13 protein-coding genes are annotated in these 12,967 nt (G+C 71.2%); 10 read left to right on the top strand and 3 right to left on the bottom strand.

The annotated features are described in order from the left end of the window. Nucleotides 1-89 precede the first annotated feature (89 nt). Complete coding sequence (locus M6B22_RS19305) at nucleotides 90-902, bottom strand: IclR family transcriptional regulator domain-containing protein (protein WP_269443195.1); 813 nt, start codon at nucleotides 900-902, stop codon at nucleotides 90-92. A 216-nt stretch (nucleotides 903-1,118) separates the two neighbouring features. Here M6B22_RS19305 and M6B22_RS19300 point away from each other — a divergent pair, with 216 nt between their 5' ends. Genes M6B22_RS19300 through M6B22_RS19260 form a run of 9 tightly spaced genes read left to right on the top strand, consistent with a single transcriptional unit; the run spans nucleotide 1,119 to nucleotide 10,098 of the window. Next, a complete protein-coding gene (locus tag M6B22_RS19300) occupies nucleotides 1,119-2,579 on the top strand; it encodes a benzaldehyde dehydrogenase (protein ID WP_269443194.1) in 1,461 nt (486 codons plus the stop codon). A gap of 19 nt (nucleotides 2,580-2,598) precedes the next feature. Beyond that, entirely contained in the window at nucleotides 2,599-3,783 is a 1,185-nt protein-coding gene (locus tag M6B22_RS19295) for a 4-hydroxybenzoate 3-monooxygenase (protein ID WP_269443193.1), read from the top strand. Beyond that, nucleotides 3,780-4,598, top strand: a complete 819-nt coding sequence (locus M6B22_RS19290; RefSeq protein ID WP_269443192.1) for a CoA transferase subunit A — start codon at nucleotides 3,780-3,782, stop codon at nucleotides 4,596-4,598. The genes M6B22_RS19295 and M6B22_RS19290 overlap by 4 nt, the downstream gene beginning before the upstream one ends. A 23-nt stretch (nucleotides 4,599-4,621) precedes the next feature. Further along, entirely contained in the window at nucleotides 4,622-5,365 is a 744-nt protein-coding gene (locus tag M6B22_RS19285) for a CoA-transferase subunit beta (RefSeq protein WP_407935742.1), read from the top strand. Beyond that, on the top strand, nucleotides 5,362-6,090 hold the full coding sequence (gene pcaH / locus M6B22_RS19280) for a protocatechuate 3,4-dioxygenase subunit beta (RefSeq protein WP_269443190.1): 729 nt from the start codon (nucleotides 5,362-5,364) through the stop codon (nucleotides 6,088-6,090). Before M6B22_RS19285 ends, pcaH begins: the two co-directional genes overlap by 4 nt. Continuing rightward, nucleotides 6,083-6,658: a protocatechuate 3,4-dioxygenase subunit alpha gene (gene pcaG / locus M6B22_RS19275; RefSeq protein WP_269443189.1), complete on the top strand. Its 576-nt coding sequence runs from the start codon at nucleotides 6,083-6,085 to the stop codon at nucleotides 6,656-6,658. Before pcaH ends, pcaG begins: the two co-directional genes overlap by 8 nt. A gap of 12 nt (nucleotides 6,659-6,670) precedes the next feature. Then, nucleotides 6,671-7,825 (top strand): lyase family protein, encoded by a 1,155-nt coding sequence (locus tag M6B22_RS19270; protein ID WP_269443188.1) that lies wholly within the window; start codon nucleotides 6,671-6,673, stop codon nucleotides 7,823-7,825. Next, the gene (pcaDC, locus tag M6B22_RS19265; RefSeq protein ID WP_269443187.1) at nucleotides 7,822-8,949 is read left to right on the top strand and encodes a bifunctional 3-oxoadipate enol-lactonase/4-carboxymuconolactone decarboxylase PcaDC; all 1,128 of its coding nucleotides are present in this window, start codon (nucleotides 7,822-7,824) and stop codon (nucleotides 8,947-8,949) included. The genes M6B22_RS19270 and pcaDC overlap by 4 nt, the downstream gene beginning before the upstream one ends. Before the next feature lie 27 nt (nucleotides 8,950-8,976). Next, nucleotides 8,977-10,098, top strand: a complete 1,122-nt coding sequence (locus tag M6B22_RS19260; RefSeq protein WP_269443186.1) for a 5-methyltetrahydropteroyltriglutamate--homocysteine S-methyltransferase — start codon at nucleotides 8,977-8,979, stop codon at nucleotides 10,096-10,098. Here M6B22_RS19260 and M6B22_RS19255 read toward each other — a convergent pair. Next, complete coding sequence (locus tag M6B22_RS19255) at nucleotides 10,057-10,500, bottom strand: TIGR03668 family PPOX class F420-dependent oxidoreductase (protein ID WP_269443185.1); 444 nt, start codon at nucleotides 10,498-10,500, stop codon at nucleotides 10,057-10,059. The two genes, M6B22_RS19260 and M6B22_RS19255, sit on opposite strands and share 42 nt — an antisense overlap. 368 nt (nucleotides 10,501-10,868) lie before the next feature. Between M6B22_RS19255 and M6B22_RS19250 the strand changes: the two genes are divergently transcribed. Continuing rightward, nucleotides 10,869-11,864, top strand: a complete 996-nt coding sequence (locus M6B22_RS19250; RefSeq protein WP_269443184.1) for an LLM class F420-dependent oxidoreductase — start codon at nucleotides 10,869-10,871, stop codon at nucleotides 11,862-11,864. A gap of 24 nt (nucleotides 11,865-11,888) precedes the next feature. Here the strand turns inward: M6B22_RS19250 and M6B22_RS19245 are convergent, their stop codons facing one another. After that, the gene (locus M6B22_RS19245) at nucleotides 11,889-12,884 is read right to left on the bottom strand and encodes an alkaline phosphatase family protein (protein WP_269443183.1); all 996 of its coding nucleotides are present in this window, start codon (nucleotides 12,882-12,884) and stop codon (nucleotides 11,889-11,891) included. Nucleotides 12,885-12,967 lie beyond the last annotated feature (83 nt).

Raw genomic sequence — 12,967 nt, 5'->3', positions numbered from 1 at the left:
CCATGGCGTTCGCCATCCGAACACGTGTCCGCATGATTGCCACCACTGTCGACCTAGCCCCTGAACGTGTCAAGGGCGACTGTCGGAGTTCAGCGAGGCAACCCGCCCAGCGCGGCGCCCTGGGTCGCCGCCAGATCGGACTCGATGGCGGCGGCCGCCGCGCGCAACGGCGGCAGCAGTTCCTGCCGGGCGGCCTCGGCGCTGCCGCGGCCGGCGTGCATCGACACGTTCAGGGCGGCGACGACCCGTCCGGCCACGTGCACAGGCACCGCCATCGAGCGCAGCCCGACCTCCAGTTCCTGATCGACCATCGCATAGCGCTGGCTGCGCACCCGGTTCAGCACGACGCGCAGTTTTGCCGGCTGGGTGATGGTCTTGGGTGTGAGCTCGCGCGGCTGCAGCCCGTGCAGGTACGCATCCAGCGCCTTCGCGTCGAGGCCGGCGAGCAGGACCCTGCCCATCGAGGTCGCGTACGCCGGGAATCGGGTGCCGACCGTGATCGCCACGGTCATGATCCGGCGGGTCGGTACACGCGCCACGTAGACGATCTCGCCCTCGTCGAGCACCGACAGCGACGACGACTCGTGCACCTGGGCGACAAGGGCATCCATGTGTGGCAGGGCGACCTCCGGCAACCCGAGGCTGGACAGGTACGAGTAGCCGAGCTCGAGCACCCGCGGGCGTAGCGCGAACAGGCGGCCGTCGGTGCGCACGTAGCCCAGGTCGGCCAGCGTGAGCAGGAACCGCCGCGCGGCCGCGCGGGTGAGCCCGGTCAGCCGGGCGACGTCGCTGAGCGTCAACTCGGGGTTGTCCGCGTCGAAGGCACGGATCACCGCCAGGCCGCGCTCGAGCGACTGCACGAACTCGCTGTTGCGCGTCGCGGCTGGTACCTCGTCGGACATCGCTACCGCCTCACTGTGTACCGAGAGAGTGTGCCAAGAGAGTGTGCCAAGAGAGTTAATGCCGAGAGCCGAGCGGCCTACCGACGCTCGGCTCGTTGACGGCGGGCAGCACCCGGCACTACGTTCATCAGCAGAGTTCATACGCAGAACAGCCGTTCGGGATACGAACAATACGAGCAGAGTGCCCGATCGGCAAGCCGGCACCGAGGAGGCGCGATGACCCTGCTCGACACCTCGACGTGGGACGGACAGCTCTACTCCAGCGGTTGGCGCGACGCGAGTGGCGGCACCCGCCCGGTGGTCGAGCCCGCGACCGGCAACACACTCGCCACGATCGGCTTCGCCGACGGCGACGATGTCGCCCGCGCCGCCGCTGCCGCCGCCACCGCGCAACGCGACTGGGCAAACACCGGTTTTCAGGAACGGGCCGCGGTGCTGCGCCGCGCCGGCGACCTGATCGCGCAACACGCCGAGGAGATCCAGTGGTGGATCATCCGCGAGGCCGGTTCCGTCCAGCCCAAGGCCGAGCTCGAGACCCACGTGGCCGCCCAGGAGTGTTACGAGGCAGCAGCGCTCCCGTCCCGGCCGTTCGGCCGGATCCTGCCCAGCGAGCAACCACGCTTCAGCCTGGAACGCCGGGTGCCGGCCGGAGTCGTTGCGGTGATCGCGCCGTTCAACGTGCCGCTGATCCTGTCGATCCGGTCGGTAGCGCCTGCCCTCGCGCTCGGCAACGCGGTGGTGCTCAAACCCGACCCGCGTACCGCAGTGTGTGGCGGCGTCGTGCTCGCCCGGGTCTTCGAGGAAGCCGGGCTGCCCGACGGGCTGTTGCACGTTTTGCCCGGCGGTGCCGAGGCGGGCGAGGCGCTCGTCGCCGACCCGCACGTGCGGGTGGTCTCGTTCACCGGTTCGACCGCGGCCGGGCGCAAGGTTGGCGCGACGGCCGCCCGGCATCTCAAGCGGGTTCACCTCGAACTGGGCGGCAACTCGGCGCTGGTCGTACTCGACGATGCCGATCTGGACCTCGCGGTAGGGGCCGGTGCGTTCGGGTCCTTCCTGCACCAGGGGCAGATCTGCATGACTACCGGCCGGCACCTGGTGCACGAACGGCTCGCCGACGCATACGTCGAGGCGTTGGCCGCAAAGGCCGACGCGCTGCCGGTGGGCGATCCGGCCGGCGGCCAGGTCGCGCTCGGCCCGGTGATCGACGCCGGCCAGCGGGACAAGATCCACGGCCTGGTCAGGGCGAGTGTCGACGGCGGCGCAACGCTCGTGGCCGGCGGCAGCTACGACCAGCTGTTCTACCGGCCCACCGTGCTCACCGACGTGCGTCCGGACTCGCCCGCCTACGCCGAGGAGGTGTTCGGGCCGGTCGCGCCCGTGCTGCGCTTCGCCGACATCGAGGAGGCCGCCCGGCTCGCCGCCGACACCGACTATGGTCTGTCGCTCGGCATCCTGACCCGGGACCCGCTCAAGGGGCTCGAGCTTGCCGCGCGAATCCCGAGCGGGATCGTGCACATCAACGACCAGACCGTCAGCGACGAGGCGCAGATCCCCTTCGGCGGAGTCGGCGCCTCCGGGACCGGCTCGCGGTTCGGCGGCGCGGAGGCGAACATCGAGGCGTTCACCGAGACCCAGTGGGTGACCATGCGCAGCGAGATCCCCGCCTACCCGTTCTGAGCCGCGAAGGAGTCCGGCAGTGCGAACCCAGGTCGGCATCATCGGCGCCGGGCCGGCCGGTCTGCTGCTGTCCCAACTGCTGGCGCTGCAAGGCATCGAGTCGGTGGTGCTCGAGCGTCACGACCGCGCGTACATCGAGCAACGGGTCCGGGCCGGGGTGCTGGAACACGGCAGCGCGCAGACCCTTCGCGAGGCGGGCGTGGGCGCGCGGATGGACGAGCTCGGGATGGCCCACGGCGGCACCGAGCTGCGCTTCATGCGCCGCCGTCACCGCATCGACTTCGAGCAGCTGACCGGCCGCGGCATCACCGTGTACGGGCAGCAGGAGATCGTCAAGGACCTGCTCGCCGCCCGGATCGGCGCCGGCGGAGACATCCGTTTCGAGGTCCAGGGCGTCGAACTCGCCGGGCTGGACACCGACCGGCCCACCTGCCGCTTCGTCGCGGCGGGCGAGCAGCACCAACTGGAGTGCGATGTCGTCGTAGGCGCAGACGGCTTCCACGGAGTCAGCCGTGGCTACCTGCCCAACCCCACCGTGTACGAGCGGCACTACCCGTTCGCCTGGCTCGGCATCCTGGCCGAGGCGCCGCCGTCGTCACACGAGCTGATCTACGCGCGGCACGAGGACGGCTTCGCGCTGCACTCGATGCGCACCCCGCACATCATCCGGATGTACCTGCAGGTCCGTCCCGACGAAGACCTCGCGCAATGGTCGGACGAGCGGATCTGGACCGAGCTGCACACCCGGTTGAGCACCGACGACGGCTTCAAGCTCACCGAAGGTCCCTTACTGGACAAGGGCATCACGCCGATGCGCAGCTTCGTGTGTACGCCTATGCAGCACGGCCGGCTGTTCCTGGCCGGCGACGCCGCGCATATCGTGCCCCCCACAGGCGCGAAGGGCATGAACCTGGCGATGGCCGACATCCGGGTTCTCGCCCACGCGCTCGGCGGCTACTACGCCGACGGCCGCACCGATCTGCTCGCGGCCTACACCGAGACGGCGCTGCACCGGGTGTGGCGGGCGATGCACTTCTCGTGGTGGATGACGACGATGCTGCACGTCGACCCGGACGAGGACGAGTTCGGCCACCAACTCGCGCTGTCCCAACTCGAGTACGTGGCGAGTTCACGCGCTATGGAAGCCTCGCTCGCCGAGAACTACACGGGCCTGCCGTACAGCCAGGGCTGGTCGTACCGGTGAACGCCCGGCATCTGCCGCTGGCCGACGCGGTGGCCGAACTGGTTCACGACGGCGACACCATCGCCCTGGAGGGCTTCACCCACCTGATTCCGATGGCCGCCGGGCACGAGATCATCCGGCAGCGGCGCCGTGACCTCACCCTCGTGCGGATGACGCCGGATCTCGTCTACGACCAGCTGATCGGAGCGGGTTGCGCGAGCCGGCTGATCTTCTCGTGGGGCGGCAACCCCGGCGTCGGCTCGCTGCACCGCTTCCGCGACGCCATCCAGCGCGGCTGGCCCGCCCCGCTCCAGATCGAGGAGCACTCGCACGCGGGCATGGCCAACCGGTACGTCGCCGCGGCGTCCGGGCTGCCGTTCGCCGTGCTGCGCGGGTACGCGGGCACCGACCTGATCGGCCAGACCGAGACCATCAAACCGATCACCTGCCCGTTCACCGGTGAGGTGCTGGCCGCGGTGCCGGCGCTGGATCTCGACACCACGATCATCCATGCGCAGCAGGCAGATCGCGCTGGGAACGTGCAGCTGTGGGGCATCGTCGGCATCCAGAAGGAAGCCGTGCTGGCCGCCCGCCGCTCGCTGGTCACCGTCGAGGAGGTGGTGGACGAGCTGACGCCGCGGCCGGGCGCGATCGTGCTCCCGAGCTGGTCGATCACCGCGATCGCCACCGCGCCCGGCGGTGCGCACCCCTCGTACGCGCAGGGTTACTCGGACCGCGACAACGGCTACTACCGTGCGTGGGACGCGATCAGCCGCGACCGGGACGCGTTCACGGCCTGGCTGGACGCCGAGGTGTACGGGGCGGTGAGCCGGTGAGCGAGGTCAGCAGCGACGAGACGATGATCGTCGCAGCGTCCCGCGCGCTGCGCGATGCCGCGGTGTGCTTCGTCGGCATCGGCCAGCCCAGCACCGCGGCCAACCTGGCGCGGCGCACGCACGCGCCCAACCTGGTGCTGATCTACGAGTCGGGCACGCTCGGTGCGAAGCCGGACCGGCTGCCACTGTCGATCGGCGACGGGATCCTGGCCGACACCGCGGATTCGGTCATCGGCGTCCCCGAGGTCTTCAACTACTGGCTGCAGGCCGGCCGGGTCGACATCGGCTTCCTCGGCGGCGCGCAACTGGACCGCTACGCCAACATCAACACCACCATCATCGGCGGTGACTACGCGCACCCGAGCGTCCGGCTGCCCGGTGCGGGCGGCGCGCCGGAGATCGCCGCGTCCTGCCGCGAGGTCGTGATCGTGATGCGGCAGTCGACCCGTTCGTTCGTCGAGCAGGTCGACTTCGTCACGAGCGTCGGCTTCGGCGACGGACCCGGTTCGCGCGAGCGGCTCGGGCTGCGCGGCCGCGGCCCGGTCACGGTGATCACCGACCTGGGCGTGCTCACCCCGGACCCGCGGACCTGCGAGCTCGTCCTCACCGCCACCCATCCGGGCGTGGCCGTGGCCGACGTCCGGGCCGCCACCGGCTGGGACCTGCGCTGCGCGACCGACGTACACACGACCGAACCGCCCACCGCCACCGAGTTGCGCGTCCTGCGCGAACTCGTAGCCACGCTGCACGAGGAACCGGCCCGATGACCCCGATCGACCTGCCCCCCGGCTACCGCGCCGACCCGAGCGGCACCCACCCACCGATGGACTTCGCGGGCTACCGCAGTACCGCGCTGCGCCACCCGACCCGGCCGCTGCACGTGCTCCCCCACCGGCTCACCGAGCTGACCGGGCCGCTGTTCGGCGACGAACGCGTGCTACCGGGCGAGGACGACCTCACCCGTTGGAACGGTGGGGAGGCGATCGGCCAGCGCATCGTGGTGCACGGCCGGGTGCTCGACGGGGACGGACGGCCGGTGCCGAACACGCTCGTCGAGGTCTGGCAGGCCAACGCCGGCGGCCGCTACCGCCATGTCGCCGACCAGTGGCCGGCGCCGCTCGACCCGTACTTCGGTGGCGGTGGCCGGGTGAGCACGGGCGCGGACGGCAGCTACCGGTTCACCACGGTCCGCCCCGGCGCCTACCCCTGGCGCAACCACCCGAACGCGTGGCGCCCGGCGCACATCCACTTCTCCGTCTTCGGCCGCTCGTTCACCCAGCGCCTGGTGACCCAGATGTACTTCCCGGACGACCCGCTGTTCTTCCAGGATCCGATCTTCAACTCGGTACCCGATCCGCAAGCGCGGCAGCGGATGGTCTCGGCCTACGACCACGAGGCGACGACCGATCATTGGGCGCTGGGCTTCCGCTGGGACATCGTCCTGCGCGGGCGCGAGCAGACACCGTTCGAGAGCGAGCCCGACGATGACTGAACCGCTCGGCTCCACCCCGTCGCAGACCGTCGGGCCGTTCCTGTCGATCGGGCTGCCATGGCCGGACGGGCCGGACGTCGTCCCGGAGGGCACCGCGGGCGCGATACGCATCGCCGGCACGCTGACCGATGGCGCCGGGGCGCCGGTGCCGGACGGGCTGGTCGAGATCTGGCAGGCCGACCCGGCCGGCCGGTTCGCCCACCCGGACGATCCGCGCGGACCGGTCGCCTCGGGCTTTCGCGGCTTCGGCCGGTGTGCCACCGAGACGGGGGGCGCCTTCTGGTTCCGCACCCTCAAGCCCGGAGCGCTGCCCTGCGAGGGCGGCCGCGTCGAGGCGCCGCACCTGGACGTGTCGGTGTTCGCGCGCGGCATGCTGCACCGGCTGGTCACCCGCGTCTACTTCCCGGACGAGGTGGACGCCAACGCGGCGGACCCCGTGCTGCGCGAACTCGATCCGGCCGAACGGGCGCTGCTGACCGCGCTCCCCCAGCCGGACGGCACGCTCCGCTTCGACATCAGGCTGCAGGCCGCCGAAGCCGGGCCCGAGACACCGTTCTTCGCGGTCTGACACGCTGATTCGATGAGCCGGCTCTTCGATCCGATCTTCGGGACAACCGCGGTCGCCGCGGCCACCGGCGACCGCGCCTGGCTCGGTGCGCTGTGCGAGGCCGAGGCGGCGCTGGCCCGGGCCTGCGCGCGGGCCGGTGTGATCGACCTGCCGACCGCGCTGGAGATCGGCGCGGCCGGTGCCGAGCTGGCCGGCGGTGACGTCGGCGCGCTCGGCCGAGGTGCCGTCGCGGGCGGCAACCCGGTGATCCCGCTCGTCGCCCTGCTGCGCGAGCGGGTGCGCGCGCAGGCCGGTGATCACGCCGCAGCCGCGGTGCATACGGGCGCGACCAGCCAGGACGTCTTGGACACCGCGATGATGCTGCTTGCGCACCGCGCGCTCGCAGTGGTAATCGCCGAACTGGACGGCTGCGCCGCCGCGACCGCATCGCTCGCGCGCGAGCATCGAAACACCGCAATGGCCGGGCGCACCCTGCTGCAGCAGGCTGTCCCCACCACGTTCGGCGCACTCGCCGCGGTGTGGGGCGCCGGCCTGGATCGCGCCGTGGCCGGGCTGAACGCGGTTCGCGCCGAACTGCCGGTCCAGCTCGGCGGGGCCGCGGGGACGCTCGCGACACTTCACCCGCACGGTCTCGACGTCCTCACCGCGTTCGCCGACGAGCTCGCGCTGGCGGTGCCGTCCGGCGTCTGGCACACCGAACGCGGGGTCGTGCACCAGCTTGCCGGCGCGCTGGGCACTGCCGCGGCGTCGGTCGCGAAGGTCGCCGGCGACGTGGTGCTGCTCGCGCAGACCGAGCTGGGTGAGCTGAGCGAGGCGGCGTCGGGAGGCTCATCATCCATGGCGCACAAGCACAATCCGATCGCGGCCGTCACCGCACGCGCGGCCGCGCTGCAGGCGCCCGGCCTGGTCGCCACGCTGCTGGCCGCCGGCGCGCCGGAGCTGCAGCGCGGGGCCGGGCCCTGGCACGCCGAATGGCCGGCGCTGACCGCGCTACTTCGCGCGGCCGGCGGGGCGGCGTCGCGACTTCGGGTCTGCCTCACCGGGCTGCGGGTCGATGAAGCGGCGATGGCCCGCAACCTGAACGGACTCACCGCCCGTACCGGCGACGTCGACACCGGTCACGCCGGCGAACTGGTCGACCGTTACCTCGCCGGGAGGCCGTCGTGATCCTCGCCTGGCGAGCGGACGGCCGGACCGAGGCGCCGCCGTTGGTGCTGCTGAACTCGATCGGCAGCACGACCGAGTGCTGGGCGCCGTGCATTGCGCCGCTGGCCGAGCAGTTCCGCGTCATCCGGATCGACACGCGCGGCCACGGGTCCTCGCCGGCCGCGGTCACGAACCTGCCGGTGACGCTGGCCGAACTGGCCGCCGACGTGTTGGAAACCCTGGACGAGCTGGAGATCTGGCGGGCCGATGTCGCCGGCGTCTCGCTCGGCGCGATGATCGCGATGTGGCTCGGCGCGCACCGGCCGGAACGGGTCCGCCGGCTCGGCCTGGTCGCCACGGCCGCCCACCTGCCGACCGCGGCCGGCTATCTGGACCGCGCTGCCGCGGTGCGCGCGGGCGGCATGGCGACGGCCGTGGACGGATCGGTGCGGCGCTGGATCACGCCCGCGCTTGCCGGACGCGACTCCGAGCTGGTGGGCCGGCTGCGCGCGATGTTCCTCGGCGTCGACGCCGAGAGCTACGCGCAGTGCTGCGAGGCCATCGCCACGATGGACCTGCGGCCGGACCTCGGCCGGATCGCCGCCGCCACGCTCGTCCTCGCCGGCGCGCAGGACGAGGCGACCCCACCGGAGCTGATGGGTGAGATCGCCGAGGGTATTGCCGGCGCGCGGCTGCAGTTGCTGGACCCGGCCGCGCACCTGGCCACCGTCGAGCAGCCTGGGGTGATCGCCCGCGCCTTGCTGCAGCACTTCGGCGGCGGGGCCACGCTGGACGCCGGCTACGGCACCCGGCGCGCGGTCCTCGGCGAGGACCACGTCGCGCGTGCCGTTGCCGCGGCCAGCGATTTCACCGCGCCGTTCCAGCAGTTCCTCACCCGCTACGCGTGGGGTGACGTCTGGTCGCGGCCGGGACTGGGCCGGCGCGAGCGCTCCATCGTCACCCTCGCCGCGCTCGTGACGCTCGGCGCGGAGCACGAACTGGCGATGCACGTGCGCGCAGCGAAGCGCAACGGGCTGTCGGCAGACGAGATCGCCGAGGTGCTGCTGCACACCGCGCTGTACGCCGGCCTGCCCCGCGCGAACCGGGCGTTCGCGATCGCACAAGAGGTACTCGACGAAGGCTGAGACGAAACCGAAGAAGGGTGCATCCAGATGGCACAGCGCACGACACCGCCGTTCCGGGCCGACCACGTCGGTAGCCTGCTCCGGCCGCCGCACCTGCTCCAGGCGCGCGCCGACCACGCGGCGGGCACCATCACCGCCGAGCAACTGCGCGCGATCGAGGACGACGCGATCCGCGACGTCGTCCGGCTGCAGGAGGGCATCGGCCTGCAGACCGCGACCGACGGCGAATTCCGCCGCACGTCCTGGCACATGGATTTCATCTACCAGTTGCAGGGCGTGCACCGGACCGACGAGAAGATCGAGGTGCACTTCCGCAATGCGCAGGGCGACCTGGACTTCACCTCGGCCGCGCTGCGGGTTGACGGCAAGGTCGGCCTCGGCGACGAGCCGATCTTCGGCCGCGACTTCCAGTTCCTGCAATCAACCGTCACCACCGGTACCCCGAAGCTGACGATCCCCTCGCCCAGCATGGTGCACTACCGCGGCGGTCCGGCCGCTATCGACCGCGGCGTGTACCCGGACGAGGACGAGTTCTGGGCCGACCTGTCGGCGGCGTACGCCAAGCAGGTCAGCGGGATCGCCGCCCTGGGCTGCACCTATCTGCAACTGGACGACACCAGCCTGGCCTACCTGAACGATCCGGCGCAGCGGGCCCAACTGGCTGCGAAGGGCGCCGACGCGGAGCACCAGCACGAGCGGTACATCCGGCAGATCAACGCCGCTCTGGCCGGCCGGCCCGAGGGGCTGACCGTCACCACGCACATGTGCCGCGGGAACTTCCGGTCCGCCTGGACCGCCGAGGGTGGTTACGACTTCGTCGCCGAGGCACTGTTCGGTGGCCTGGAGGTCGACGGCTTCTTCCTCGAGTTCGACGACGCGCGTTCCGGTGGCTTCGAGCCGCTGCGCTTCGTCCCGCCCGGCAAGCTGGTCGTGCTCGGCCTGGTCACCACCAAGCGACCGGAGCTGGAGTCCAAGGACGAGCTCAAACGGCGCATCGACGAGGCCGCCAAGTTCGTCCCGCTCGAGCAGCTGTGCCTGTCCGGGCAGTGCGGCTTCTCCTCCACCGTCGAGGGCAACAAGCTCACCCAGGACGAGGAGATCGCCAAGCTAGCGCTGTTCGTCGAGACGGCCGCCGAGATCTGGGGCTGACGCGGACCACCCGGACCAGGCGCTCACCGTGATCGCGATCGCCGGTCCGGGTGGCGGCATCGCACGGTACTGCGGGTAGCGCACTGCGAGCAGCGTGATCGCAGCCGCGGGGTCAGCGACGAGGTGGGCCGTGCCGTCGGCGCGCGCCCACCACAGCCGCGTCCAGTCCTCGTGGTATTCGTCCACCAGCGCGCTGACCGCCGGGTTCGCCGCGATGTTCGCCAAGCGCTGCAAGGACATCGTGCGCTTGGGCTTGGCGTCGACGACGGAGTAGATGACGTCGCCGTCGAGCGCGAAGACGATCGGGACGAGGTGCGGGCGCCCGTCCGGCGACACGGTGGCCAGCCGCGCGACCCGCGCGACCGTGAACAGTTCGCGCGCCTGCCGTCGTCCCGTCCGCACGGCCCGACCCTACTGGCGCTGGACCCCTACTCGCGCTGGGCGGGAGTGGCGCTGGATCTGTTTCGCCGGACTCGTGTCGCGGGACTCGTGTCGCCGGACTCGTTCCGCCGGACTCGTTCTGCCGGACTCGTGTCACTGGGCGCCGGCAGCCGCAACAAGGCAGTGCTAGTCGAATCGATCGGGCTCTGCACGCAACAGTGCCTGCAGCGCTCGAAGATCGGGCTCTGCACGCAACAGTGCCTGCAGAGCTCGAAGATCGGGCTCTGCACGCAAGAGTGCATGCAGAGCCCGATCAATCCAGCGACACCACCAGGTTCGCCGGCAGGGCAGAAGTCGGGCGCGCGTGTCGATGGCAATAGGCTGATGCGATGCGCTTCGGAATCTTCCTCCCGCAAGGCTGGCGGCTCGACCTCGCCGGCATCGCCCCCGCCGACCAGTGGCCCACCATGCGCGGCCTCGCCCGGTCCGTGGACGCCGGTCCGTGGGAGTCGCTGTGGGTGTACGACCACTTCCACACCGTCCCGGTGCCGACCGAGGAGGCCACCCACGAGGCGTGGACGCTGATGGCCGCGCTCGGCGCCTCGACCGAGCGGATCAGGCTCGGGCAGATGTGCACCTGCATGGCCTACCGCAATCCGGCGTACCTGGCGAAGGTCGCGGCGACGGTCGATCACGTCTCCGGCGGCCGGCTCGAGATGGGCATCGGCGCAGGCTGGTACGAGCACGAGTGGCGCGCCTACGGGTACGGGTTCCCCAGCGCCGGGGAACGGCTCGCCATGCTGGACGAGGGCGTGCAGATCATGATCCAGGCCTGGACCGCCGGGGTGGCCACGTTCGCCGGCAAGCACTACCAGGTCGACGGCGCGATCTGCCGGCCGCTGCCGCTACAGGACGGCGGCATCCCGCTGTGGATCGCCGGCGGCGGCGAGCGCAAGACCCTGCGCATCGCGGCCGAGTACGCGCAGTACACCAACTTCGACGCGACCCCCGAGGTGTTCCGGCACAAGTCCGACGTCCTCGCCGAGCACTGCCGCGACCTGGGCCGCGACTTCGGCGAGATCGTGCGCTCCGGCAACTACAACGTCGTGATCGGCGAGACCGACAAGGACGTCAAGGACAAGCTGGCCTGGATCGTCGCGCACTACGAGGCGCTGGTCCCGGCCGATCAGCTCGAGCGGTACAAGAAGATGTTCGAGACCGGTCCGCTCGTCGGTACCCCGGAGCTGATCATCGAGCGGCTGCGCGAGGCCGAGCAGCTCGGACTGTCCTATGCGATCGGCAACTTCGTCGACTTCGCCTACGACCGCGGCAGCGTGGAGCTGTTCGAGCGGCGCGTGATCCCGGAGCTGTCCGGCTCATCCTGATCTGCGCTGTGCACACTGCGCTGATCACGACCAGGAGCCGGTGATCGTGGCTGCCGTCCGCGCGTTGCCCAGGTGCGGCAGCGCGTACATGTCCTCGATGGTTCGCAGCAGCGAGTAGAGCGTGTAGTGCCGCGCGTAGTGCCCGGCACGCACGTGCGCCCCGCTGATGATCGTCGGGATCTGGTTCCCCGCACTTCGGTCGTCCTCGTCGGCGGTCACGATCAGCAGGCTGTTGTGCGCGCGCGCCCATCGTGCGTACCCACCGAGGTGCGCACGCAACCAACTGTCCGCCTGCGCGAGCGTGCCGTCGTGCATGTCGTGCTGCAGGTTCGGGATCACGAACGAGACAGTCGGCAGGGCCGCGAGATCGCGCGGGAACGCGGTCATCGGCAGGCTCACCCGGGCCGGGAGGTCGAAGTTGATCCACGGGCAGTGCTTGCGGGCGTACGCGCCGCTGGTGCACCCGGTGAACCCGGACCGAGGCAGTGATTCGGCGTAACCCACGAACGTCCGCCTGGCCGCAAGCAGCGAGCTGCCCAGGTTCGGCGCCCGGTAGTTCACCGGGCAGGCGTCGCTGGTCAGCCCCTGGGTCGACCCGGAGAACAGTGCCTGGTAATTGGGCTCGCTCGGGTGCGTGATCGCGTAGAAGCGGGTGAACACGGCGCCGCTGCGAGCCAGGCCGGCGATGAAGGGCGCCTGCGTGCGGCCGATCACCTCGCTGAAGGAGTGGTTCTCCAGGACCACCACGACGACGTGGGCCGGACGCGGCAGCCCGTTGCCGGCCGGGCCCGAACCGGATGCCGGCGCGGGTGTGCCGGAAGACGTCGTGCCAGAAGACGTCGTGCTGGCAGACCTCGGGCTGGAAGACGTCGGGCTGGAAGACGGCGAGCCGGCCGGTGGCGCGGCCGGGGTCGGCGTCCCGGTCGTGGCGGCATCCGCATGCCGGGGATGGCCCGGCGAACCGCTGCTGCTGCAGCCGCCGAGCAGAAGCAGGGCCAGGGCGAGCACCACGGCGCGCATACGCCCAGCATGCCCCTGCGGCGGTCGCCCCACACCGGCGGCGCGCGCCGGTCCCGGTGGTGCGCGTCTGATGGCGCACAATC

Origin of the sequence: Jatrophihabitans cynanchi, assembly GCF_027247405.1 — a bacterium.
Lineage (GTDB): Bacteria > Actinomycetota > Actinomycetes > Mycobacteriales > Jatrophihabitantaceae > Jatrophihabitans_B > Jatrophihabitans_B cynanchi.
The sequence above is the reverse complement of the archived record's forward strand: the minus strand, read 5'-3'. Positions and strand labels throughout refer to the sequence as shown.